The organism is Pontimicrobium sp. MEBiC01747 (assembly GCF_053601635.1).
In genome coordinates this window covers 12,167-37,149 of record NZ_JBSHNS010000215.1, presented here as the reverse complement: position 1 = coordinate 37,149, position 24,983 = coordinate 12,167, and the positions used below count along the sequence as shown (strand labels likewise).

The window sequence follows — 24,983 nt, the reverse complement described above, 5'->3', positions numbered from 1 at the left end:
TTTAATTTTAACTTAAAAACAATTACTTATGGATCCATTTATAGGAGAAATCATTATGTTCGGTGGTAATTTTGCACCAAGAGGTTGGGCATTATGCAACGGACAATTGTTAGCTATTAGCAGCAATTCAGCTTTATTTTCAATATTAGGAACTACTTATGGAGGAGATGGTAGAACAACTTTCGCATTACCAGATTTAAGAGGTAGAAGTCCAATACATGCAGGAACTGGACCTGGACTTAGTCCTATGAAGCTAGGACAAAGAGGAGGTGCAGAATACCATACATTAAATATATTAGAGATGCCGTCTCATAATCACGTAGCAGCGATGAGCGTATCGAAAGCTGCGGCAGATGATGATACACCAAGTGCAGGTGTTTCTATTGGAGCTTCAGAGATTTTTGTTGAAGGAGCTGCAGATCAGCCTTTAGCTAGTGGCTCTGTAGCTGTTGGAAATAATGGAGGTAATCAATCTTTTTATATAAGAAACCCTTTTGAGGTGGTTAACTACATTATAGCATTGCAAGGAACATACCCTTCTAGAAACTAAAAAAATAGAAAATAACAAGACTTAAAAAGGTGCTAATTAATTTAATTAGTACCTTTGTAGTTAAATTTAAATAGGCTATTATGAAAAAAAATTACTTTTTAAAAATTACAACACTTTTTACTTTTATGCTATGTAGTGTTTTAGCATACTCTCAAGTAAACCTTTATACGCAAGATTTTGAAGGGACAGATTTTGATACTTATCAATTATATAATGCTGGAGGTACGGCAGTAGCTTTTGCTACTACTGGAACAGATTATATAGTAAGAGCTAATCCTTCTTCATTACCTTTAGGGAATACAGTAAGTGGTATTTCGGGAAATGCTATTGCTTTAGAAGATATAGATGGAGCTGGTTTTTTTGGACAACATCGTATAGATACAAGCCCAATTAATATTGCAGGAGCTGTTGATATGTCTGTGCAAGTTAGAATTGCAGCACCAAGAGGTGCAGATGGGAACAGATATGAAGCTGCTGATTTCTTACGAGTACAAGTATCTATAGATGGAGGAGCGTTTAGCACCATTATTAGCACAGGTGGAGCAACGAACGGATCAGGTATTTTTTATTATGATACTAACAATGATGGGACTCTTGGTAATGCAGGAGATCAAGTAATAGATCAATCTGCAGGAGATCAATTAATAAATGTATCATTTCCAGGAGCTGGAACTTCTTTAGTAGTACGATTTTTATTTAGCTCTGAAGGATCTCAAGAAGAAATGATATTTGATGATATTTCTGTTGATGCAGTATCTTCTACATTATCTACAGAAAACTTTACATTGGATAATGCCTTTACAGTAACACCAAACCCTTCAAACGGTTTAATTACCATTGGAAACTCTGGAATTGCTTTAGATAAAGTACAAGTGTCAGATTTAAATGGACGCGTTGTTGCTACATATAACTTAAATGGAATGACAGAAAGTAAAACACTTAATTTAAGTTCTGTTTTATCTTCTGGAATGTATTTAATGACGTTAACATCTAATGAAGCTTCAACAGTTAAGAAACTAATTATTAAATAGTATATTATATAAGCTATTACCAAAATAATATATAACAAAAAAACTCCTAATTAATTAGGAGTTTTTTGTTTTTAGGTATAAAATATATTCTACATTTTAATCTCTAATTATATTTTAATCTGTCGTTCGATTTGTTGATCTAGCGAAATAAAAGTTTCTGTTCTAGAAACACCAGTTATAGACTGAATATCGTTATTTAATAAATACATTAAATGTGCATTATCCTTACATAAAATTTTTATTAAAATACTCCAATTTCCTGTAGTGTAGTGGCATTCTAAAACTTCAGGTATTTTTTTTAGCTGTTTTACGGCTTGTGGATTGCTAATAGCCTTATCTAAATAAATACCAACAAAAGCCATAGTGGTGTAACCCAAAACTTTAGGATTTATTATAAACTTAGAGCCAGATATTAATCCAGATTTTTCTAATTTACGTAAACGTTGGTGTATGGCAGCTCCCGAAATACCCACTTGCCTAGCTATTTCTAAAACTGGCGTTCGAGCATCACTCATTAATGCACGAAGTATCTTTTTATCAATACCATCTATATGGATGTTTCTGTTTATTACTTTCAAAACCTATAACGTTTACATATTAATATATAAAAGTACTAAAAGCATTTAAGACTGTAACTCTAATACATTAGAAAAAACAACTGTATTAGGTGCTCTTCAAACGTTTAAAGGATTATAACCTAAATAAGGAACCTCCTTTTCATTAAAAACAATGCCATAATCCTCTAGCTCTTGCAAAATAGGTTCGTATACCTCTTTAGTAATTGGTACTAAAACACCTGGTGTTTTAATTTTTCCATTAAGTATAGCCATAGTTGCCATAGCTACAGGTAAGCCTACTGTTTTTGCCATTGCAGTATAAGTTTGATCTTCCCCTATAGTAACCATAGTAGCATCAATTTGATGTTTTTTACCATCTAGCTCGTAACCAAATTTATGGTACATAACAATCATGTCTTTATCATCTTCATCTAAAGTCCAACTATCCATCAAAATTTTCTGAAGAATTTGAGCAGGTGTAGCCTTTTTTAATCCTACCATTTTTGTTGAACTAAAGATATCTAACTCAATAAACTTGTCCCAAATTGTATCATCTTGGTCAATTTTAATAGCATGCCTAAACTTTAATTCAACAGAATCTGTAGGACTGTAAGGTAAAAAGGAGTTTACAAAATCTCTATAGCTCATGTTTTCGCTATCGTCTATAGTATAACTATCATCTGTCATGCCTAAAGCTGCTAGTACTTGCCAGCCACGAGAAAACCCTACACGGCGAATAGTACCTCTGTATAAAGTTTTAATGTCCTCTAAACCATACACACTTTGGTATTTTAAAGAGTCTCTATTGGCATAAGCTTCAAAACGGCCATAACCATCTATTTCTAAAAATTCGGTACGTCTAAATAAACGATTATAAGGAATGTACTTATAAGTACCCTCTTGTAAAAATTTAGCAGCGCTTCCTTGCCCAGCAACAACAACATTTCTTGGATTCCAAGTAAACTTGTAGTTCCATAAATTATTATCGCTTTCAGGCGCTACTAAACCACCAGTAAACGATTCAAACAAAATCATTTTACCACCTTTATCTGTAATACGGTCTATAACTTGCATAGCACTCATATGGTCTATACCTGGATCTACTCCAATTTCATTCATAAAAATTAGACCTTTAGCTTTTGCATCTTCATCTAAAGCTTGCATTTCCTCACTTACATAAGAAGCTGTAACCATATTTTTACCGTAAGTAATACAATCTTTAGCAACTTCAATATGAAAACGTGCTGGTAGCATTGAAACAACAATGTCTGCATTTTTAATAGCACTAACACGAGAGTCTTCATTAAAAACATCTAATGTAATTGCTGTTGCATTTTTATGATCTCCTGTTAATTTTTTAGCATTATCAATACTTAAGTCTCCTACAGTAATGTGGAGGTTTTCACTTTCAGATTTATCTAAAAAATATTTTATTAAATAAGAAGCCGATTTTCCTGAACCAATAATTAAAATCTTTCGCATAATCGATATATGTTAAGTAATTTTGTGTTTAAATTTAAGAAAACGAATGTAGTAAAATGTAACTGTTATAAAAACTCAAAATATAAATATTTATTATAAACCACTACATAATACTATTACAAAATAGTCTAGCTATATACTAGAGATTTAACATTATTAAATAAATAAAAAATGAATAAAAAAATTTTAATTACCGCTTCTATATTAGGTGTTTTAAGCGTTGTTTTAGGAGCATTTGCAGCTCATGGTTTAAAAGAATTAATAACAGAAGAAGCATTACTGTCTTTTGAAACCGGGGTGCGTTATCAAATGTACCATGCGTTTATGTTATTGTTTGTAGGAACTGTAGACAAGCTAACAATACAAACAAAAAAGCGAGTGTTTTTTCTTGTTATTGCTGGCGTTTTATTATTCTCAGGTTCTATTTACGGATTAGCCACAAACACTCTTTCAGGATTCAACTTTAAACAAATTGCATTAATAACTCCTATAGGAGGACTACTTTTAATAATCGCTTGGATAGTTATGGGGCTTGGCTTTGTAAGGAATGTAGATAATTAATTTATTTTTTAACATCTAGTTTTATAATAATCATTAATTTTGCATCTTAAACAAGATAACTAAATTATGGTAAACCATACACAATCTACGAAAACGATTTCGCTTGAAAAGTACGGAATCAAGAATGCTAACGTACAATATCAACTAACCCCAGACCAACTTCATAACACTACAATTGCCAAGGGGCAAGGTGTTGAAGCCTCTTCTGGAGCCTTAGCTGTTAATACAGGAGAATTTACTGGGCGTTCGCCAATGGATAGATTTATTGTAAAAGACAATATTACAAAAGACCGTATTTGGTGGGGAGATATTAATATCCCTTTTGATGCGGATAAGTTCCAAAAATTATATGACAAGGTTACTAACTATTTATCTAACAAAGAGGTTTTTGTAAGAGATAGTTATGCCTGCGCAGACGAAGATTATAAATTAAATATTCGTGTTATTAACGAGTATCCATGGAGTAACATGTTTGCCTCAAATATGTTTTTACGCCCTACTGAGGAAGAATTGAAAGATTTTACTCCAGAATGGACTATTGTAAATGCGCCTGGTTTTATGGCAAATGCTGAAGAAGACGGAACACGCCAGCATAATTTTGCTATTCTAGATTTTACTAGAAAAATAGCTTTAATAGGAGGAACTGGTTATACAGGAGAGATTAAAAAAGGTATTTTCTCTGCGTTAAACTTTATATTACCAGTATTTAAAAATACATTGCCAATGCACTGTAGTGCAAATGTTGGTAAAGAAGGAGATACTGCTATTTTCTTTGGGTTGTCTGGAACAGGAAAAACAACGTTATCTACAGATCCAGATAGAAGCTTAATTGGTGACGATGAGCATGGTTGGACTAGTGAGAATACAGTATTTAATTTTGAAGGAGGTTGTTATGCTAAAGTAATTAACTTATCGGCAGAACAAGAGCCAGAAATATATGGAGCAATTAAAAGAGGTGCCATTCTTGAAAATGTAATCATGAATGATGCTAAAGAGGTGGATTTTGAAGATACCTCTATAACTCAAAATACAAGAGTAAGTTACCCAATTAACCATATAGAAAATATTAAAGTACCATCAATAGGAAAAAACCCAAAAAACATCTTCTTTTTAACAGCAGATGCTTTTGGTGTACTGCCTCCAATTTCTAAATTAACACCAGGTCAAGCGGCTTATCACTTTATCTCTGGATATACAGCTAAAGTAGCTGGAACCGAAGCTGGAATTACTGAGCCAGTACCAAGTTTCTCTGCATGTTTTGGAGCACCATTTATGCCATTACATCCTACTAAATATGCAGAAATGTTAAGCCAAAAAATGCAAGAAGCAGGCGTAACAGTTTGGTTAGTAAATACAGGATGGACAGGAGGTCCTTATGGCGTTGGTAGTAGAATGAAATTAAAGTACACACGTGCTATGATTACTGCGGCTATGGATGGCTCTTTAGAAGAAGCAAATAAAGGAAACTACCACATACACTCTGTATTTAAAGTAGAGCAACCTAGAACTTGCCCTAACGTACCAACAGAAGTATTAAGCCCAAGACAAACATGGAATGATGATGAAGGGTATTATAATACTGCAGATAAATTAGCAGTATCATTTAAAAATAACTTTAAACAATTTGAAGACAATGCTAATGCCGATATTTTAGCAGGAGCTCCAAATGTGAGGTCGTAATAAAGATTTCTTTATATATAAATAACAAACCCTTAAAGTATAGTAGCTCTAAGGGTTTGTTATTTAAATAAGTAAACAAAACGTTGTAAATGAGACTTTACTTTATATTAATAAGCTAAAGAATGCTTTATAGGTTATAACTGTTTGTATATTAAATAAAAAAGCTTCCCAATCGAGAAGCTTTTTTTAAGTATTAATATGTATCTAAGTTTATTTCTTATTTACAGATTCTATATATTTTTTTAAAGCCATAGACATCGATGGTGTTTCTGGTGTTGGTGCAGCAATATCTACACGTAATCCCTTAGCTTCAACAGCTTTTATTGTGGTGTTACCAAAAACAGCTATGCGTGTATCATTCTGTTGAAAATTAGGAAAATTATGAAATAAAGATTCTATACCAGATGGGCTAAAGAATACAAGAATATCATAAGTTACATTTTCTAAATCAGATAAATCGCTAATTACAGTTTTGTAAAAAACAGCTTCTCTCCAGTTAACCCCTAAATCGTTTAATATTTTAGGTACAGCTGGCTTTAATTTATCTGTAGCTGGTAGTAAAAACGATTCGTCTTTATATTTTTTAATAAGAGGCGATAACTCTGCAAAAGTACGTTTACCTACATAAATTTTACGCTTTCTGTAGACAACATATTTTTGTAAATAGTAAGCGACTGCTTCAGATTGACAGAAATATTTCATAGAATCTGGAACTTTAAAGCGCATTTCTTCTGCAACTCTAAAGAAATGATCTACAGCATTTCTACTAGTTAATATAATAGCAGTAAATTTAGATAAATCTATTTTTTGTTGTCTAATTTCTTTAGAAGGCACACCTTCTACATGAATGAAAGGGCGGAAGTCTATTTTTACTTTCTGTCTTTCTGAAAGATCAAAATAAGGAGAATTTTCTATTTTAGGTTCTGGCTGCGAGACTAAAATTGTTTTCACTTTCATACTTAATAGCTTTAATTTTTATACTCTTAAATGTTTGTAATTAACTTATACAAAATCACGTAAGGCGAAATTTCGAGTGCGCAAAGATACAAAATAAAATAAAAGAAATTATTATTAATTAGACTTTGATTGCGTTTAAAAAAAGAAAGCGCTCCAATACAATTAATAATTGCTAAAAAACCAAAGACAATTGTAAATGTAAGAGCATCAGGTTTTAAAGAGTAAATGAGGAATCCATTAATAGGAATTAGTAATAGACCTATATAATTCTTATAACTTATTTTTTGAAATAAATAATCGTTAATAATAGACTCCATGCTTAAAACACTACTAATTAAGCGTTCTAATAACACTTTTATTAAAATAAATAAAGCAATTGCAGCCCCTATTTTATATAATAATATATGGGAAGCATCAATAATGGTTTTACTTTTTGTGTAAAATTGATAGCTAAAAATAGATAAGCCTATAACAAGATTGCTAAATAATAATGCTTCAAAACCATCTAAAAACTTTTGATCTCTAGAATAGACTTTTAAGTATTTAAAATTAATAACAATAGATGCAAAATCATTAAACCGTTTTGGGTGTAGTAATTTTGCAGCGGCAACAAATAGTAAGCCAATTAGTATTAATATCGTGAAAATTTCGGTAGAAATGATATCTCTTAACATGTTTCAAAATTATTATATTTATTTAGAATTTGTTATAACTTTCTTTAGTTTTACTCTAAAATTATTATTCTAATAAGGTGGTATTGTTAATTTTTTTCTTTTAAAAGACTTATTAATATTAAGAAATATTTAAAAAACGTGTGTGTTAAAAAATGTACATTTGCTACAAAATAAAAATTATCAATGCCAGACGCAGTTGTAATTATTCCTACTTACAATGAAATTGAGAATATAGAAGCCATTATACAAGCGGTTTTTGCTCAAGAGAAAGCATTCGATGTGTTAATAGTAGACGACAATTCTCCAGATTTAACAGGAGAAAAAGTGAAAACACTTCAAAAAGAACATCCTAATCGTTTGTTTTTAGAATCTAGAAAAGAAAAGTCAGGACTAGGTACGGCGTATATTCATGGTTTTAAATGGTGTTTAAAAAGAGATTATAATTACATTTTTGAAATGGATGCCGATTTCTCTCATAATCCTAAAGATTTAGAACGGTTATATAAGGCTTGTGCAAACGAAGGAGCAGATGTTAGCATCGGTTCTAGGTATGTAAAAGGTGTAAATGTTGTAAATTGGCCCCTAGGTAGAGTTATTTTATCTTATGGTGCTTCAATTTATGTTCGGTTAATTACTGGTATGCGTATTCAAGACACTACAGCAGGGTTTGTATGTTATAAGAAAAGTGTTTTAGAAGCATTAAACCTTGATGAGATAAAGTTTGTAGGGTATGCTTTTCAGATAGAAATGAAATTTAAAGCGTATTTAAAACAATTTAAAATAGTAGAAGTTCCTGTGATTTTTACAGATAGAACTAAAGGACAATCTAAATTGAGCTCAGGAATTATTTCTGAAGCAATATTTGGAGTTATAACAATGAAATTTAAAAGTTTATTTAAAAAATAATCGAAAAATGAACCAAAGAATTACACTTATTAAAAATGCTAAAATAGTAAATGAAGGAACTATTTTTAATGGCGATATTTTAATAGAAGGAGATTATATAAAAGAAATTAGTGAGTCCATTAGTGCAAAATCTGCAGATGTTCATGTTTTTGATGCAGAAGGTAAATACGTAATTCCAGGTGCTATAGACGATCAAGTTCATTTTAGAGAACCTGGCTTAACGCATAAGGCAAATATAGAAACAGAATCTAGAGCAGCAGTTGCAGGTGGCATAACTTCCTTTATAGAAATGCCAAATACAAACCCACAAACAACAACAATAGAAAAGTTAAATGATAAGTTTGAGATTGCTAAAAACACAGCATATGCAAACTATTCATTTATGTTTGGAGGAACCAATGATAATTTAGAAGAGATTTTAAAAGTAGATGTGAAACAAGTTGCTGGGTTAAAATTATTTTTAGGCTCGTCTACAGGAAATATGCTTGTAGATAACCCAGAAGTGCTAGAAAAAATATTTTCTAGTACAGATTTGTTAATCTCTGTACATTGTGAAGATGAAGCGACCATTAGGGCTAATATGGAGATTTATAAAGAACGTTATGGAGATGATATTCCTGTAAATATGCACCCTATTATACGTAGTGAAGAAGCATGTTATATATCATCCTCTAAAGCTATAGAATTAGCAAAGAAAACAGGAGCTAGATTACACGTCTTTCATTTATCTACAGGAAAAGAAACAGCATTGTTTTCTAATAAAATACCTTTAAAAGATAAAAAAATTACGGCAGAAGTTTGTATACACCATTTATGGTTTAGTGATAAAGATTATGAAGAAAAAGGGACACATATAAAATGGAATCCCGCTGTAAAAACAGAAAAAGATAGAGAACAGCTTTTAAAAGCGTTATTAAATGATAGAATAGATGTTATTGCAACAGATCATGCACCGCACACATTAGAAGAAAAAAACAATGTATATACTAAAGCCCCTTCAGGAGGGCCTTTGGTACAACACGCCTTACCTGCGTTGTTAGAAATGCATCATAAAGGATTAATTTCTATAGAGAAAATAGTAGAAAAAATGTGCCATAATCCTGCTATATTATTTCAAATAGAAAAACGTGGTTATATAAAAGAGGGGTACTATGCAGATTTGGTTATTGTAGATTTAAATAATCCATGGACAGTAACTAAAGAAAATATTTTATATAAATGTGGTTGGTCTCCTTTTGAAGGAACAACCTTTAAATCTAGAATTTCTCATACGTTTGTAAATGGAGGTTTAGCATATAAAAACTTTAAGTTTTACGATACTAAATATGCAAAACAACTAACTTTTAATAGAGAATAGAGCTAAATTATAATCGAGTAGTTTATTTGTAGAGACATGAAAACAAAAGGAATTTTATACTTACTAGCATTGCTATTATTAAATGCTTGCTACAAAGTGCAGCCGCCAGAGAAACCAGAACGATTATTATCTGAGGATGAAATGGTCGCTGTTTTGGTAGATATGGCTATTGTTTCCTCTGCAAAAGGAGTAAATAAAAAACGATTTGAAAATAATGGTATTATACCCGATGAATATATCTACAAGAAAAATAATATAGATAGTTTACTATTTGTACAAAATAATGAATACTATTCTTTTAATATTAAAAAGTACGAAAGTATATACATAAGAGTAAAAGATAGTTTAACTAAATTAAGAGATAAATATAAACTTATAGAAGAAGCTGAAAAAAAAGCTAAAGACGACTCGGTTAAAGCAGCAAGAAAAAAAGCCTCTGTAAAATTACAGAATAACACTGTAAATAAAGGTGTTATTAAAAATAAAAAATCTAGAGTTAAGCCAGTGCCAAAAGAGCCTAAATAAAAAGCCTAGTTAATATCCTTTAAATAGAAATCACAAACTTTTTTTATTGTGTAGTTTAAAGGCTTAGACTTAATATCTATATACGATTTAAGTTTAGAGTTGTCATAAACGGTAGTTGTGGATAAAGATTTTACAAGTTGCTTAGTTAACTTCCTTCGCTTGCCTGTTAGTTTATGTTTTAACCAATCTAATCTCCAGCCTATTTGTAGTAAGCTATTTGTAGCTTCTTTTTTAGGTGGTTCTACTTGTAGATTATTTGCACAGGTTGTTAAAAACTGCTTGTAGCTCCATGTGTTAGAAACTAATATAAAACGTTCGTTTTTTATATTACTATTCATTAACTCTACCATACTATCTATAACATTATAAATACCAACAAAACCAGAGCTTCCAGAAGTGTAATACTTTAAGCCTTTGTGTACCGTTGTAATTAAAGAACCGCTTCCGTATTTCCATATACCAGGGCCAATAATTACACCTGGGTTAACAATAACAGCATTAACACCTTCTTGGGTTCCTCTCCATACTTCTAGTTCCGCACCATATTTACTAATGGCATACACATCATGTTCAGCCTCGTTATTCCATTCAGAGGTCTCAGATATAGGAGTGTTATTTATGGATTGCCCTAAAGCAGCAATAGAACTTACATAACATAGTTTCTTTATATTATTACTAATACACAGGTTAACAATTGTTGCAGTGCCTTCAATATTAGTTTTTTGTAAAAGATCAAATTTGTTTGGCTCAAAAGAGACTAAAGCAGCACAATGGTAAACATGAGTAATGTCTTTAAATGCATCTGTAAGTGCGGGGATGTCATTTAAATTTGCTTTAACCCATTCTATACTATTAAAAAGAGAAGTCACATCTTTAGAATAATAAGAAAAAATACGCTTTACAGTTTTAAATGTTTTCTCATTTCGGTATATAGCCCTAACCTGTTGTTTTTCGCTAGCTAGGCGATATAATAAATGAGCACCAACTAATCCTGTTCCTCCAGTTACTAAAATCATAGTACTAAAGTAAAGAATTATTCAATATTGCTTACTAGTTATGCATTGATTTTTATCTTTGCTATTGTTAAAATAAAATTAAGCAAGATGGCTAATAAATTTGTAGAAGAATTACGTTGGAGAGGAATGGTACACGATATCATGCCAGGAACAGAAGAACAATTAAATAAAGAGATGACAACAGCCTATATTGGCTTTGATCCTACATCCGATTCTTTACATATTGGAAGCCTAGTGCCAATAATTTTATTAGTTCACTTAGAAAAAGCTGGGCATAAACCAATTGCTTTGGTTGGTGGAGCTACTGGAATGATTGGAGACCCTTCTGGAAAGAGTGATGAACGTAATTTATTAGATGAAGCGACTTTGGCTCATAATGTAGCGGGAATAAAAAATGTTTTATCTCGTTTTTTAGACTTTAATTCTTCTAATGAAAATGCGCCTGTATTAGTTAATAATTACGATTGGATGAAAGGTTTTTCTTTTATCGATTTTGCGCGTGATGTAGGTAAGCGTATTACAGTAAATTACATGATGGCAAAAGATTCTGTAAAGAAGCGTTTATCTGGAGAAGAAGGCAATGTAGGAATGTCGTTTACAGAGTTTACATACCAATTAATACAAGGCTACGATTTTTACCATTTACACAAAGCCATGAGTTGTAAATTACAAATGGGAGGAAGCGACCAGTGGGGTAATATTACTACAGGAACTGAGTTGGTAAGGCGAATGAATGTAGGAGACGATACTGCAAAGGCGTACGCGATGACTTGCCCATTAATAACTAAAGCAGATGGCTCTAAGTTTGGTAAAAGTGAAGGCGGAAATGTTTGGTTAGATGCAGATAAAACATCAGTTTACAAATTCTACCAATTTTGGTTGAATACAACTGATACAGATGCAGAAAAATATATAAAAATCTTTACATTTTTAGATAAAGACACTATAGATGCTTTAATAGCAGAACATAATGAAACGCCTCATTTACGTATACTACAAAAACGTTTAGCAGAAGAAGTAACGACGTTTGTACATTCTAAAAACGATTTTGAGAACGCTAAGAAAGCATCAGGTATTTTATTTAGTAAAACTTTTAATGAAGACATTAGAACACTAGATGAAAACTTGTTTTTAGATGTTTTTGAAGGAGTGCCACAAGCAGAAATAACAACAGCAGATTTAGAAGAAGGTTTAGATATGATTGCTGCGCTTGCTGCAAAAACTAACTTTTTAGCAAGTAATGGAGAAGCACGTCGGGCATTAAAAGAAAATGCAGTATCTGTAAATAAGAATAAAGTAAAAGAAGACTATAAAATTACTTCTTCCGATTTAATACACGATAAATACGTGGTGCTAAATAAGGGGAAACGTAATACTTACATCTTAAGAGTTGTTTAAGTTCTTTAATGAATAAGAACATCATTATTATATTAATAACCATTTTTTCATTGCCAGTTTTAGGTCAAGAAAAATGTGAAAATTTTAAAGTAGGTACTTTTAAATTTTTAGATAAGGATTATGAGGATTTAGTTGTTGTTAGAAATGATTCTGTAGAGATTAGCACTTATAAGTCTTTTAAGTGTAGCTATACAAGCAAAGTTGAATGGTTAACAGATTGTAAATATAGAACAACTATTTATAAGGTTGATAATGCCGAACATAAAATTTTAATTGGACAAGTGTTTACTATAGAAATATCTGAGATTTCAAGTAATAAAATAGTCTGTAAACATATTAATGAAATTTCTAATGCTATTGTAGAAAAAGTTATGATAAAAATAGACTAAAAATCGAGAAGCCTGAATGCTGAGAGGCAATCAGGCTTCTAAAAAATTAGTCAACCAACTAAAACTAATTTTTCTTTCTCATAACACTATATAAACTTTAATCAATCAATTTTTTTTATAGTGTCCCAATTTTGGTCGGCTTTTTTTTGCAAACCTTTCAAAATATTTTTTTGCCATAGTTTTAAAGTGTTATTTCCCCAAGAATTATAGAATAAATAGAGTTTATTATCTCTAATCTCAAAGGTTTTTGGGTTTACAGAAACTTTTTTGTTTTTTTCTGCAATAGCATAAGCACAATATCCACCATATTGGGGTAAGTATTGTTTAGGATTCTTTAAAAATAAATCTAAATGTTTTTGAGAAGCAAACATAAAACGAGCACCATCATAAGATGTAGTGTATAATTTATCTCCTTTTTCGGCTTTATTTTCAAAATAAGAGACTAAATCATAGCCTTCTATAGCATATCCTTTTTTTGTGTAATAATCGTTTTGAGCTTGTGCAGCAATAGCTCCGAGGATTAAGAGTAGTATTAAACTTATTTTTTTAAACTGTAGCATGTGTTTTTCTATACGCGGTTACTAGCAGTAAGTCGTATATGTTATCGAAATATTACAAAATTAATTAAGTGCTATGCTTAGAATATAATCTTATACTGGATTATAATACCATCAAATTACAACCTCTAATATCGCTAGTGTCAAAACGTCCAATAATTTCAAAACTATTGTCTCTATGTATTCTTCCTAAATCTTGTGTTGCTATAAAGGAACAAGAGTTAACGTTAGCTAGATCTATAACATTAATACCGCCAGTTTTATTAGTAGTTTGAATATTCAAGGCATCTTCTGGATCTCTTGTTAGAACTTGCATCCAATTGGGGCAATTAAAAATACCATTACCTTTAGAGTAAGCTTGACTTAACAATTCTGTCATGCCATATTCGCTATGTATATGCGGTACACCAAAACCAGTTTTTAAAATAAGGTGTAACTCTTCTCTAATTAACTCTTTGCGTCTACCTTTCATGCCTCCCGTTTCCATAATTATTGTGTTATGGAGGTTAAATGTATAAGATTCTACTAGATCTAAAAGAGCAAAAGAAACACCAATTAACAGTACTTTTTTACCTTCGTTATCTAATCGCTTTAAGGTGTTGCTTAACGCTATTAAATTATCTAGATAAAACCCGCTTTCGGGATGTTGAGATTGCTTTATCATGGAATCTACCATATAGATTAAAGAGGACCCTTCTCGCTCTAAATAACTAGGTAATAATGCTAGTATAACATAATCTTCAATAGCTCCATAAGTATCTTCAAAGCCTTTAGTAAAGCTTTTTTCGTAAATAGATAAATCAGTAATATTATGCTTGCTTGTTATACTTCCTGTAGTTCCGCTACTTGAAAATATTTTTTTTATAGTATTTTTTGAGTCACTTAAAACTGTATGTGATTTAAAAAATTGAATAGGTAAAAACGGAATCTCTTCTACAGACTTAACATCGCTTGGATGCTTGTATAATAAATCGCAAAAAGAACGGTATACCAAATTGTTTTCGAATTGGTATCGAAAAACCTCGAGAGCTAAACTTGTAAACTCAGCTTCTGTTTTAATATTAAAAATACGATTAGGGTCTACCATTGAGAATTATTACCAAGCAAAAATAAATAAAAAAAAGAGCGTTACCACAAGATAACGCTCCTTTTAAAAGTGAAAAGCTAAAGCTTACTCAATAACTAATTTCTTAGTGATGGTAGCTTCGTTTTGATTTAGTTTTAAAATGTAAATTCCAGCTTTTAGGTTAGATACATTTAAAGTATTATTTTGTATTGTTTTAGAAATAACTTCTTTTCCTAAAATATCGAATACTACAACGTTAACAGGTGCATTAGTTGTTGTTGTAATGTTTACAAATCCTGTATTTGTTGGGTTAGGATACACAGAGAAGTTAACATTATTAAATTGTTCTACAGAAAGTGTAGTACCATCGTTTCTTTCTCCAGGAGAAAATAATACAGGGTTAGACATTATAGCTGTGTGCTGTACAAATGCTCCAGTAAAATCTGGTTCACGTGCTATAGATTGATTGTTTCCTGCTCCAGTATATACTTCTTGTGTTACAGTAAGCCCCATATCGTCTTTTAAAGTAATAGTATCTCCACCATTATTTAAACCTACACTATTAGTACTTGCTGTTTGTACAAGAGATGTAAATCCTGTTGGAGTACCACCACCAAATACTGTTATAAATCCATTTCCTGGAATAGTAGTTCCGGCAGGGAAAACGTGTCTGTCTGAAGCAGCGTCAGAAAGCACATAACCGTCCATTACAATTGGGCTAGAACTTGTATTGTATATTTCTACAAATTCATCATCTCCAGTATCTACAACACCGTCGCCATTAGCATCTCCATTAGTAGCATCTGGATCTGCATGAATTTCGTTTATTATTAAGAATGTAGGGTCACATTGAGCTCCAGCTATTGTTCCAGAAACAGTAGTGCCATCACAATCTCCACCATTTATTGTAAGGTTCCAAGCGTCACCTTCAGATAAACCAGAAAGTGTAATTGTTCCATCTGCAGTAGTTGCAGGGTCGTCTCCTCCAATCGTTCCCATAGTTGTAGTAGTGATAGAAGTAATTGTGTTCTCACTACCAGTGTAAGGAATCTCTACAGTTACTTGGTCGTTATTAGAACCAGCAGTATTTGTTGCACAAGTGTAATTTTCTGTTTGTAAAATTAAATCACAAACCGCACAGTTAGAGGTTGGCCTTATACCTAATGTTGGGCAAGTTCCAAATGCATCTAAAGAAACATTAGATAAGTTCCATCCAGAAAAACCTCCAGTACCATCGTCTAAATATTGAACACCAATAAATACGTCTGTACCTGTAGCAGCAGCAAAGTCTACATCATAAGATCCAGCATCTGTAATTGTTTGTGCAGTTGTCCAAGATGTTGTAGATGGACATCCGCTGTAAGAATTTGTGTAGGTGAAAACAAGGTCAGTTACACCGAAGCTCTCAGTTGCATCAAAAGATAATACTAGGTCTGTAACTCCTGTCATATCAAGAGGGCCAAAAATCATCCAAGTTTCAATAGGGTCAGTACAACCAGAACCACAAAAACCATTCATACTATATGTTCCAGAAGATAAAGTCCATTCATCTGTTTGAGAGTTTGGTGTTACGGTAACTAATTCAAAAGTCTCCATACCATTACTTAAATCGAAACATGTATTAGGAACAGGATCGCATTCTGCAGCAGGAACTGTTCCTGAAACATTAAAAGTATCGCAATCACCTCCATTTAACACAACATCCCAGCTATCACCTTCGTTAAGTCCTGTAATAGTAATGGTTCCATTTGCAACAGAAGCAGGATTGTCTCCTCCAATTACGCCACCCATACTAGTAGTCGTTACAGATGTAATACCCATATCTGAACCTGTGTAAGGTACATTTACAGTAACAGAGTCATTATTATCTCCTACAGTAGCAGAGTTACAAGTATATGTTGCCGTTTGAAGAGTAACACCACAAGAAGTAGCAAAATTAGTCCAAACAACATTATCAATAACAACTTGTCCATCACTATTGTTCACATTAATAAACTTAATTACAATGTTTCCAGGTTGGTTAACTGTAAATACAGGAGAATTTTTAACTACATTTTGCTCAGATGTAGTCGTTACGTTTCCTACAACAACATCATTCACTAAAACATTAAGGTTAACATTTGTTCCAAATGCTTGCATGTAATCAAATGAAATTGTCCCTAATCCACCAGCTATAGTTCCTGAATTAAATTCAGACTGTGGACTTCTATTTCTTCCAATCATAATAGACTGGTCAGTTATCTGTAAATCTCCTCTACATTGTGTATGGGACCATGTAGAACCATCTTGCCCAGTAAATGTACCATTAACATAAGATGTATTGGTAGATGGGAAATTGGCAAAAGTTTCATTACCTTGACTAAAAGCAAAGCAAGTAGTTAAAAAGGTAATTAAAAAGTAAAGTTTTTTCATAATGTTCTTATTAAATTGTCTACAAATATACAAAGAAATAAATGTTTACAATTTGTATCTTACCTGTAAAACACTACTTTTAACTATAATGTAACAGATGTTTAATATACAAAGAGGTAATAATAAGGTTGAATATAAGATCTGTTAAATTAATGGTTAAAGTATGTTACTTTATTGTTATTAATTTTTGAAATGTTATTTTTATACCTAATAGTTTTATCTTTACTGAACTAAAAATTAAACTAGTTTTTAATGAATAATAGTAATATTAAAATATTGTTGGTAGACGATGAACCAGATATTTTAGAAATAGTAGGATATAATTTATCTAACGAAGGGTATGAAGTTATTACTGCCGAAAATGGATTTGAAGGTGTTAAGAAAGCTAAAAAAGAGCAGCCTCAACTTATCATTTTAGATGTAATGATGCCAGAAATGGATGGCATAGAAGCCTGTGAAAATATTAGAAAAATACCTGAATTAAAAGATACTATAATTACCTTTCTAACAGCCAGAGGTGAAGATTATTCTCAAGTAGCTGGGTTTGATGCTGGAGCAGATGATTATATAACTAAACCTATTAAACCAAAAGTATTAGTAAGTAAAGTAAAAGCCCTTTTAAGACGTTTAAAAAAGGAAGAGGCTACTGGAACTCTAATAAAATTAGGTGATTTGGTTATTAATAGAGATGAATACAAAATATTATTAAAAGATAAAGAAATTCTTTTACCAAGAAAAGAATTCGAATTACTGTCATTATTAGCGTCAAAACCAGGAAAAGTATTTAAAAGAGAAGATATTTTAGATAAAGTATGGGGGAATGAAGTTGTTGTTGGCGGACGAACAATAGATGTACACATTAGAAAATTAAGAGAAAAAATTGGAGACAATTGTTTTAAAACAGTTAAAGGTGTCGGTTATAAATTTGTAGAATAATGCAAATAAAAAAGTCTTATAAATTTGCGTTTAAAACATCTTTAGTTATTACAATAGTATTAACACTCTTTATGGGTGTTTTTTTATACATTGGTGTAAACTTCAACTTACCTACATTATTATATTTAATCATATTTGCTGTATCGTGCTATATCATTTCATTTTTCGTAATACAGTATAGAGTGCAAAACTTTATTTATAAGCGTGTAAAAAAAATATATGACGATTTAAAACTTTTAGAAAGCGCTAGCTTTACTAGAGACCGTATAACAACCAATATGGAAACGCTTACCGAAGAAATTGATAAATATGCTAGAGATAGAAAAATTGAAATAGAAACATTAAAAGTTAGAGAAGAATATAGAAAAGAGTTTTTAGGAAACGTTTCTCACGAATTAAAAACACCATTATTTACAGTACAAGGCTATATAGAAACCTTATTAGATGGCGCAGCAGATAATGAAAAAATAAGAGATAAATATCTAGATAGAGCCAATAAAGGAGTAGAACGCCTTATTTACATTGTAAAAGATTTAGATATGATAACTAAACTTGAAGCTGGTGATTTAAGTTTAGAAATTGAAGTTTTTGACATTGTAGAACTTATAAAAAGTGTCTATGAAATGTTAGAGATGAAAGCCTCAAAAAAGAAAATGTCTTTAGTGTTTGATGTAGATTATGATACTCAAATATTAGTGAAGGCAGATAAAGAAAGAGTTAGGCAAGTACTTACTAATTTAATAGTGAATTCAATAAAATACGGAATAGAAAAAGGAACAACAGAGGTTAGTATAGAAAACTTAATTAAAAATAAAGTTATAGTTAGAGTTACAGATAATGGAGAAGGAATTACTTCAGAAAACATACCACGTTTGTTTGAGCGTTTTTACCGTGTAGATAAAAGCCGTTCTAGAGAAGTTGGAGGTTCTGGTTTAGGGCTATCTATAGTAAAGCATATAATAGAAGCTCACGATGAGAAAATATATGTAGAAAGCGAAATAGGAGTAGGTAGTGAGTTCTCTTTTACTCTAGAAAAGCCTGAATAACGCCTCGAAATTAGGAGATTCATGAGTTATATTTAAACCTTTATAATCTTCAATTTGGTTTAATAACTCAGTTTTAAACTCATCTTGAGAGCAAGTGGGAACAAGTTTTAATTCGTTTAGCATTTTAGCAAGATATTCTTGTTCGAATTGGCCAGGTGTAGGAATAAAAAAAGCGCTCTTACCAATTTTTGCTAAATCCATAACTGTAGTGTAACCAGAGCGAGATAATATAACTTCACTAGTATTTATAGCAAAACATAAATCATCACTTTTCATAAAGTTGTATATGGTAAAATTATCAACTTGAGAGACAGATACTTTATTTTCAATAACCCCCCTAACAAATAAAATATTTCCATTGTATGTTTTAAGCTCATTCAGGAGCTTTTCTTCTAACAAAGTACGTTGAGGCTCTGGACCAGATAATAAAACCATCAATTTATAATTGTACGGCTGTTTATCTTTTTTAAAACGGCTTAACGGGCCAAGGTATTTTATAGGTAAGCTGCTATTAGTCGTATGACCTAGTTTTCCACTTAAATTAGGAGAGAATTCATTGTCAGGAACCCAACATTCATTAAATTTTTTAATAATATTTTGGTGTATTTTAGTACTCAGCCAAGTAGTGCTACCACTTAAAACATTTAATTGGTGTGTAATAAATACACTAGGTACAGTTTTTGAGCAAACCCCTAATCTGTTATCAGAAATAATACCATCAATAGTATACTTTTTTAATAAGACTTCGGTTGCTTTTTTTTCTTCATTAATAGCATTAAGTAATTTAGGGGAATCCATTAAAAGCTTCCATTTAAATAATCTAGCTTTTTTAGAATAAGTAACATTATATGGGGGTAATTCATCAAAAATTAAATTAGGAAATTCTTTTTTAAGCAAATTCAAAGCAACTCCATCACTAGCAATAATAGGAGTGTAATTATGCTGTAAAAGGGCATTTATAATAGGTATGCACCTTGTGGCATGACCTAACCCCCAATTTAAAGGAGCAACTAAAATTCTTTTTTTCATTATATTTTAACAATACCTTTATACAATAGCACAATTTAAAACTTATATAAAATCAAAGATAAAGATAATAGCGAACAATTATATTTCCTTAATTTTGCCAAAACATTAAGTTATTGTGGGAAGTAAAAATAAACTCAAAAGATTTAACGAAAACGAAACGTTCGAAAACGTTTTTCAGCCAAGTAGAGAGGAGTTAGTAGAAGGAAACTACAAACAAAAAGGAAACTGGGGTAAAACGTTCTTTAAAAACGATAACCCTATAGTTCTAGAATTAGGATGTGGAAAAGGGGAATATTCTGTAGAGTTAGCAAAGCGTAACCCTAATGTAAACTATATAGGAGTAGACATTAAAGGAGCCAGATTTTGGAGAGGAGCCAAAACAGCTATAGAAGAGAATATATCTAATGTTGCTTTTTTAAGAACACAAATAGAATTAATAGACCATGCTTTTGCAGAAAATGAAGTAGACGAAATTTGGATTACCTTTCCAGATCCACAAATAAAATACAAGAGAACAAAGCATAGAATGACTAATGCTACATTTTTAGCACGATATAAAACTATTTTAAAACCTAATGGATTAATGCACTTAAAAACAGATAGCGAGTTTATGCATGGGTATACATTAGGTTTATTGCATGGGGCTGGACATGAGGTGATTTATGCAAACCATAATGTATACAAACAAGAAGGAAGTCCGGAAGAAGTAACAAGTATACAAACATATTACGAAAGCCAATACTTAGAACAAAACAAACCAATTACGTATATTAGATTTAAAATTAAGTAAACTTGAGTATTTCATTTATCTTTCTTTTGGGGTTTGTTATAGCATTAGTAGGTGTTATACCTCCAGGCTTATTAAATATGACTGCTGCAAAAGTTAGTATAAAAGATGGGCATACAAGAGGTTTAGTCTTTTCTGCAGGAGTATGTATTGTTGTTATTGTTCAAACTATAATAGCCTTAGAATTTGCTAGATATTTAAGCCGTAATCCAGACGTAGTAGATATTTTGCAGCGAGTGGCCTTTGTTATATTTGTTCTAATAACTATCTATTTTTTAGTGCTAGCAAAAAAGAAGGACAGTAGACCAAATGTAGAGACTACGCTAAAAAGTAAAAAAAGCAGATTCTTTCAAGGAATATTTTTATCAAGTTTAAATATTTTACCAATACCATATCAAGCCTATATGAGTATTACATTAGCATCTTTTGGTTGGCTAGCTTTCGATACAACAAGTGTCTGTTCGTATGTAGCAGGAGCAGCAATGGGTACCTTTGTAATGCTCTATGTTTATGTGTTTTTCTTTGAAAAAATAAAGAGTAAAAAAATAAAATCTCAAAAAAATATGAACTATAGTATAGGCATAATTACTGCTATTATCTCTATTGTTACTTTAGTGAATATTATAAAAGAATGGTAGTGTCATGAAACCAGAGACTTTAAATTTTTTCGATAAAGTATATGAGGTTGCCCGTTTAATTCCTTATGGAAGAGTAACCAGTTATGGGGCTATTGGAAATTACTTAGGAGCGCCACGAAGTGCAAGAATGGTTGGCTATGCTATGAATGGTTCTTCTGGAAAAGATGTACCAGCACATCGAGTAGTAAACAGAAAAGGGTTGTTAACAGGTAAGCACCATTTTGAAGGCACAAACCTTATGCAACAACTTTTGGAAAGTGAAGGCGTTAAGGTTGTAGATAACCAAATACAAGATTTAGAAAGCATCTATTGGGACCCTGCAAAAGAGTTGTAAAGCTTTCGGATTTTATCCTTTTTGGTTTGTGTATTTAAATCTATAAATTTCAATTATTGTACTATAAAAAAACTTCAAACTATAGGCTTCATTCTTCGGGCTATATGTAGTATATTTGCACTTTAGAATAAGTCTAAATTAGTGAAAATTAGTTTTGTAGATGTATAATTGTACAAGATTAAGATATTAATAATTAAAAGTCCTTATTGCTTAAGGAAATAAGTATGAAGCTTAATAAAGAAGATATATTAAAGGCGTTAGAAACTATAACTGTTCCAGGCGAGGGGCAGAATATGGTAGAAAGCGGAGCTGTGAAAAATGTAGTAACGTTTGCAGATGAGGTTATTGTAGATGTAACTATAACAAACCCAGCCTTACAAGCACGTAAAAAAACAGAAGTAGAAATACTTAGAGTAATACACGAAAAAGTATACGCAAAAGCGCAAGTAAAAGTAAATTTAAAAGTTGAAGCACCAGCTAAACCAGCAACTACAGAAATAAAAGGGAAGGCAATTCCAGGAATTAAAAACATAGTAGCAGTAGCCTCAGGAAAAGGAGGTGTAGGTAAATCTACAGTAACAGCAAATTTAGCAGTTACATTAGCTAAAATGGGATTTAAAGTAGGAGTCTTAGATGCTGATATTTATGGGCCATCTATGCCAATAATGTTAGACGTAGAATTAGAACGCCCTTTATCTGTAACAGTAGATGGAAAGTCTAAAATGAAACCAGTAGAAAACTATGGAATAAAAATATTATCTATAGGCTTTTTTACTAAACCAGACCAAGCAGTAATTTGGAGAGGTCCAATGGCAGCCAAAGCATTAAACCAAATGATTTTTGATGCTGCATGGGGCGAATTAGATTTCTTATTATTAGATCTTCCTCCTGGAACAGGAGATATACATTTAAGCATCATGCAGTCATTGCCAATTACTGGAGCAGTTGTCGTAAGTACACCACAAAATGTAGCTTTAGCAGATGCAAAAAAGGGAGTTGCAATGTTTCAGCAAGACAGTATTAATGTACCAGTATTAGGTATTATAGAAAACATGGCGTATTTTACACCAGCTGAATTACCTAATAATAAATATTATATCTTTGGTAAGGAAGGCGCTAAAAACTTGTCTGAAGACTTGCAAGTACCACTTTTAGGCGAAATACCATTAGTGCAAAGTATTCGCGAAGCTGGAGATGTAGGTAGGCCAGCAGCATTACAAACAGCAACGCCTTTAGAGAAAGCATTTGAAAAGTTGACTCAAAATGTCGTTCAAGAGGTTGTAAATAGAAATACAGATTTGCCACCAACAGAAGCAATAAAAATTACAACAATGGCTGGATGTTCAGCAGTTAAAAAGTAACAGATGACAACAGAAGAATTAAAACTCAATGTAGAAAAAGCACTAGCAGAAATTCGTCCATTCTTACAAAGTGACGGAGGAGATATTTCATTGTTATCTATAGAAGACGGTAAGTTAGTTAAAGTACAATTACAAGGAGCATGTGTAGGCTGTAGTGTCAACCAAATGACATTAAAATCTGGAGTTGAAATGACTATAAAAAAGTATGCACCTCAAATTGAACAAGTCATAAATATTGAGTCTTAAATAGTGACTTTTGTCATATAATGTCATTCCTTTTCATATTATTTTTACTCTCCGATATCAAAACTCATGATTACAACAGATATACTTATAATTGGGGCTGGGCCTACTGGTCTATTTACCGTTTTTGAGGCTGGTTTACTTAAGTTAAAATGTCATTTAATTGATGCTCTGCCGCAACCTGGTGGACAGTGTTCCGAAATATATCCTAAAAAACCTATTTATGATATTCCTGCATATCCAGAAATTTTAGCGGGAGATCTTACAGATAAATTACTAGAACAATGCAAGCAATTCGATCCAGGGTTTACGTTAGGTGAGCGTGCAGATACTATAGAAAAACAAGATGATGGAACCTTTGTTGTTACAACAAATAAAGGCACTAAACATCAAGCGCCTGTAGTTGCAATTGCTGGAGGTTTGGGGAGTTTTGAACCTAGAAAACCATTAATTCATAATATTGCAAATTTCGAGGACCGTGGTGTTGAATATATTATTAAAGACCCTGAGGTTTATAGAAACAAAAAAGTAGTTATTGCTGGTGGAGGCGACTCTGCTTTAGACTGGAGTATTTTTTTAAGTGACGTTGCTTCAGAAGTAACGTTAATTCATAGAAGGAATGAGTTTAGAGGGCATTTAGATTCTGTTGAAAAAGTACAAGAATTAAAAAATGCAAGTAAAATAAATTTAATAACTCCCGCAGAAGTTATTGGTATTTTAGGAGATGATAAAGTTGCTGGTGTGGTAGTAAAACAATCACAACACATAGAAAAAGAATTTGAAATAGAATGCGATCATTTTATTCCTTTATTTGGACTATCTCCTAAACTAGGCCCTATTGCAAATTGGGGGTTAGAGATTGAAAAAAATGCAATTAAGGTAAATAATGCGTTAGATTACCAAACAAATGTACCTGGTATTTTTGCTATAGGAGATGTTAATACTTATCCTGGAAAGCTAAAATTAATTCTTTGTGGCTTTCATGAAGCTACAATAATGTGTCAAGCTGCATATAAAATAATAAACCCAGGGAAACGTTACGTAATGAAATATACAACTGTAGCTGGAGTAGATGGTTTTGATGGGACTAGAAAAGAAGCTCCAAAAGCGGTTGTTAAGAAGATAGAGTAAGAGATGGAACAAGATATAAACATAACAATAACTGACCGAGAAGGTACAATTCATAAAATAGAAGCCCCAACAGATATGGCTATGAATCTTATGGAGGTTATTCGTTCTTATGAGTTAGCACCAGAAGGAACAATTGGTGTTTGTGGTGGCATGGCTATGTGCGCCTCTTGCCAATGTTATGTGTTAAGTGAAACTGAATTACCAGAAATGCAAGATGATGAAGAGGCTATGCTCTCTGAAGCATTTTATGTAAAAGAAAACTCACGTTTAGGTTGCCAAATACAAATGACACCTGAAATGGAAGGTCTACAAGTAGAATTAGCTCCAGAATCTTAATAAATAGTTTTTGTATTAATAATT

General features: G+C 31.8%; 27 protein-coding genes. 18 read left to right on the top strand and 9 right to left on the bottom strand.

What is annotated here, in order from left to right; all coding sequences use genetic code 11:
• Window positions 1–28: 28 nt before the first annotated feature.
• Window positions 29–550 (top strand): phage tail protein, encoded by a 522-nt coding sequence (locus tag ACVC2P_RS06930; protein ID WP_452597749.1) that lies wholly within the window; start codon window positions 29–31, stop codon window positions 548–550.
• Between the two features lie 80 nt (window positions 551–630).
• Complete coding sequence (locus tag ACVC2P_RS06925) at window positions 631–1,581, top strand: T9SS type A sorting domain-containing protein (RefSeq protein ID WP_452597748.1); 951 nt, start codon at window positions 631–633, stop codon at window positions 1,579–1,581.
• 107 nt (window positions 1,582–1,688) lie between these two features.
• On the opposite strand, the gene ACVC2P_RS06920 is transcribed toward ACVC2P_RS06925, so the two are convergent.
• Window positions 1,689–2,159 carry an Lrp/AsnC family transcriptional regulator gene (locus tag ACVC2P_RS06920; protein ID WP_452597747.1) on the bottom strand — a complete coding sequence of 157 codons (471 nt, stop codon included), beginning with the start codon at window positions 2,157–2,159 and terminating at the stop codon, window positions 1,689–1,691.
• A 96-nt stretch (window positions 2,160–2,255) separates the two neighbouring features.
• Window positions 2,256–3,620 carry a saccharopine dehydrogenase family protein gene (locus ACVC2P_RS06915; RefSeq protein ID WP_452597746.1) on the bottom strand — a complete coding sequence of 455 codons (1,365 nt, stop codon included), beginning with the start codon at window positions 3,618–3,620 and terminating at the stop codon, window positions 2,256–2,258.
• A 171-nt stretch (window positions 3,621–3,791) separates the two neighbouring features.
• On the opposite strand from ACVC2P_RS06915, the gene ACVC2P_RS06910 reads away from it, so the two are divergent.
• Window positions 3,792–4,181, top strand: a complete 390-nt coding sequence (locus tag ACVC2P_RS06910; protein ID WP_452597745.1) for a DUF423 domain-containing protein — start codon at window positions 3,792–3,794, stop codon at window positions 4,179–4,181.
• 66 nt (window positions 4,182–4,247) lie between these two features.
• Window positions 4,248–5,861, top strand: coding sequence for a phosphoenolpyruvate carboxykinase (ATP) (gene pckA, locus ACVC2P_RS06905; protein ID WP_452597744.1), 1,614 nt, complete (start codon window positions 4,248–4,250; stop codon window positions 5,859–5,861).
• A 210-nt stretch (window positions 5,862–6,071) separates the two neighbouring features.
• Here the strand turns inward: pckA and ACVC2P_RS06900 are convergent, their stop codons facing one another.
• Both ACVC2P_RS06900 and ACVC2P_RS06895 read right to left on the bottom strand, forming a co-directional pair.
• Window positions 6,072–6,818 carry a uroporphyrinogen-III synthase gene (locus tag ACVC2P_RS06900; protein WP_452597743.1) on the bottom strand — a complete coding sequence of 249 codons (747 nt, stop codon included), beginning with the start codon at window positions 6,816–6,818 and terminating at the stop codon, window positions 6,072–6,074.
• 26 nt (window positions 6,819–6,844) lie between these two features.
• Window positions 6,845–7,492, bottom strand: a complete 648-nt coding sequence (locus tag ACVC2P_RS06895; protein WP_452597742.1) for a DUF4271 domain-containing protein — start codon at window positions 7,490–7,492, stop codon at window positions 6,845–6,847.
• Window positions 7,493–7,675: 183 nt separating this feature from the next.
• Here ACVC2P_RS06895 and ACVC2P_RS06890 point away from each other — a divergent pair, with 183 nt between their 5' ends.
• From ACVC2P_RS06890 to ACVC2P_RS06880, 3 genes are read left to right on the top strand one after another with little or no spacing between them, the layout of a single operon-like run.
• Complete coding sequence (locus ACVC2P_RS06890; protein WP_452597741.1) at window positions 7,676–8,398, top strand: polyprenol monophosphomannose synthase; 723 nt, start codon at window positions 7,676–7,678, stop codon at window positions 8,396–8,398.
• 7 nt (window positions 8,399–8,405) lie between these two features.
• Window positions 8,406–9,755 carry a dihydroorotase gene (locus ACVC2P_RS06885; protein ID WP_452597740.1) on the top strand — a complete coding sequence of 450 codons (1,350 nt, stop codon included), beginning with the start codon at window positions 8,406–8,408 and terminating at the stop codon, window positions 9,753–9,755.
• A 36-nt stretch (window positions 9,756–9,791) separates the two neighbouring features.
• Entirely contained in the window at window positions 9,792–10,280 is a 489-nt protein-coding gene (locus tag ACVC2P_RS06880) for a DUF4296 domain-containing protein (protein WP_452597739.1), read from the top strand.
• A 5-nt stretch (window positions 10,281–10,285) separates the two neighbouring features.
• On the opposite strand, the gene ACVC2P_RS06875 is transcribed toward ACVC2P_RS06880, so the two are convergent.
• Window positions 10,286–11,296, bottom strand: coding sequence for an NAD-dependent epimerase/dehydratase family protein (locus tag ACVC2P_RS06875; RefSeq protein ID WP_452597738.1), 1,011 nt, complete (start codon window positions 11,294–11,296; stop codon window positions 10,286–10,288).
• 87 nt (window positions 11,297–11,383) lie between these two features.
• Between ACVC2P_RS06875 and tyrS the strand changes: the two genes are divergently transcribed.
• Complete coding sequence (gene tyrS / locus ACVC2P_RS06870; protein ID WP_452597737.1) at window positions 11,384–12,694, top strand: tyrosine--tRNA ligase; 1,311 nt, start codon at window positions 11,384–11,386, stop codon at window positions 12,692–12,694.
• A gap of 8 nt (window positions 12,695–12,702) precedes the next feature.
• On the top strand, window positions 12,703–13,083 hold the full coding sequence (locus tag ACVC2P_RS06865) for a hypothetical protein (protein WP_452597736.1): 381 nt from the start codon (window positions 12,703–12,705) through the stop codon (window positions 13,081–13,083).
• A gap of 101 nt (window positions 13,084–13,184) precedes the next feature.
• Here ACVC2P_RS06865 and ACVC2P_RS06860 read toward each other — a convergent pair whose 3' ends face one another.
• The 3 genes from ACVC2P_RS06860 to ACVC2P_RS06850 all read right to left on the bottom strand — a co-directional run bounded on the left by ACVC2P_RS06860 (window position 13,185) and on the right by ACVC2P_RS06850 (window position 17,118).
• The gene (locus ACVC2P_RS06860; protein ID WP_452597735.1) at window positions 13,185–13,643 is read right to left on the bottom strand and encodes a YHS domain-containing (seleno)protein; all 459 of its coding nucleotides are present in this window, start codon (window positions 13,641–13,643) and stop codon (window positions 13,185–13,187) included.
• A gap of 100 nt (window positions 13,644–13,743) precedes the next feature.
• A complete protein-coding gene (locus ACVC2P_RS06855; RefSeq protein ID WP_452597734.1) occupies window positions 13,744–14,727 on the bottom strand; it encodes a LuxE/PaaK family acyltransferase in 984 nt (327 codons plus the stop codon).
• Between the two features lie 84 nt (window positions 14,728–14,811).
• Window positions 14,812–17,118 (bottom strand): lamin tail domain-containing protein, encoded by a 2,307-nt coding sequence (locus tag ACVC2P_RS06850; RefSeq protein ID WP_452597732.1) that lies wholly within the window; start codon window positions 17,116–17,118, stop codon window positions 14,812–14,814.
• Between the two features lie 252 nt (window positions 17,119–17,370).
• Here ACVC2P_RS06850 and ACVC2P_RS06845 point away from each other — a divergent pair, with 252 nt between their 5' ends.
• Both ACVC2P_RS06845 and ACVC2P_RS06840 read left to right on the top strand, forming a co-directional pair.
• Window positions 17,371–18,054: a response regulator transcription factor gene (locus ACVC2P_RS06845; RefSeq protein ID WP_452597731.1), complete on the top strand. Its 684-nt coding sequence runs from the start codon at window positions 17,371–17,373 to the stop codon at window positions 18,052–18,054.
• Window positions 18,054–19,100, top strand: a complete 1,047-nt coding sequence (locus ACVC2P_RS06840) for a sensor histidine kinase (RefSeq protein ID WP_452597730.1) — start codon at window positions 18,054–18,056, stop codon at window positions 19,098–19,100. Before ACVC2P_RS06845 ends, ACVC2P_RS06840 begins: the two co-directional genes overlap by 1 nt.
• Here ACVC2P_RS06840 and ACVC2P_RS06835 read toward each other — a convergent pair.
• A complete protein-coding gene (locus ACVC2P_RS06835; protein ID WP_452597729.1) occupies window positions 19,083–20,129 on the bottom strand; it encodes a glycosyltransferase in 1,047 nt (348 codons plus the stop codon). The two genes, ACVC2P_RS06840 and ACVC2P_RS06835, sit on opposite strands and share 18 nt — an antisense overlap.
• Before the next feature lie 115 nt (window positions 20,130–20,244).
• Between ACVC2P_RS06835 and trmB the strand changes: the two genes are divergently transcribed.
• The 7 genes from trmB to ACVC2P_RS06800 all read left to right on the top strand — a co-directional run bounded on the left by trmB (window position 20,245) and on the right by ACVC2P_RS06800 (window position 24,959).
• A complete protein-coding gene (gene trmB / locus ACVC2P_RS06830; protein ID WP_452597728.1) occupies window positions 20,245–20,919 on the top strand; it encodes a tRNA (guanosine(46)-N7)-methyltransferase TrmB in 675 nt (224 codons plus the stop codon).
• Window positions 20,920–20,921: 2 nt separating this feature from the next.
• Window positions 20,922–21,554, top strand: a complete 633-nt coding sequence (locus ACVC2P_RS06825; protein ID WP_452597727.1) for a LysE family transporter — start codon at window positions 20,922–20,924, stop codon at window positions 21,552–21,554.
• A 4-nt stretch (window positions 21,555–21,558) separates the two neighbouring features.
• Window positions 21,559–21,888, top strand: a complete 330-nt coding sequence (locus tag ACVC2P_RS06820) for an MGMT family protein (RefSeq protein ID WP_452597726.1) — start codon at window positions 21,559–21,561, stop codon at window positions 21,886–21,888.
• 224 nt (window positions 21,889–22,112) lie between these two features.
• Entirely contained in the window at window positions 22,113–23,249 is a 1,137-nt protein-coding gene (locus ACVC2P_RS06815) for an Mrp/NBP35 family ATP-binding protein (protein ID WP_452597725.1), read from the top strand.
• Between the two features lie 3 nt (window positions 23,250–23,252).
• On the top strand, window positions 23,253–23,495 hold the full coding sequence (locus ACVC2P_RS06810) for a NifU family protein (RefSeq protein WP_452597724.1): 243 nt from the start codon (window positions 23,253–23,255) through the stop codon (window positions 23,493–23,495).
• A 66-nt stretch (window positions 23,496–23,561) separates the two neighbouring features.
• Window positions 23,562–24,623, top strand: coding sequence for an NAD(P)/FAD-dependent oxidoreductase (locus tag ACVC2P_RS06805; protein ID WP_452597723.1), 1,062 nt, complete (start codon window positions 23,562–23,564; stop codon window positions 24,621–24,623).
• Window positions 24,624–24,626: 3 nt separating this feature from the next.
• Window positions 24,627–24,959 carry a 2Fe-2S iron-sulfur cluster-binding protein gene (locus ACVC2P_RS06800; RefSeq protein ID WP_452597722.1) on the top strand — a complete coding sequence of 111 codons (333 nt, stop codon included), beginning with the start codon at window positions 24,627–24,629 and terminating at the stop codon, window positions 24,957–24,959.
• The last annotated feature ends 24 nt before the right edge of the window (window positions 24,960–24,983 follow it).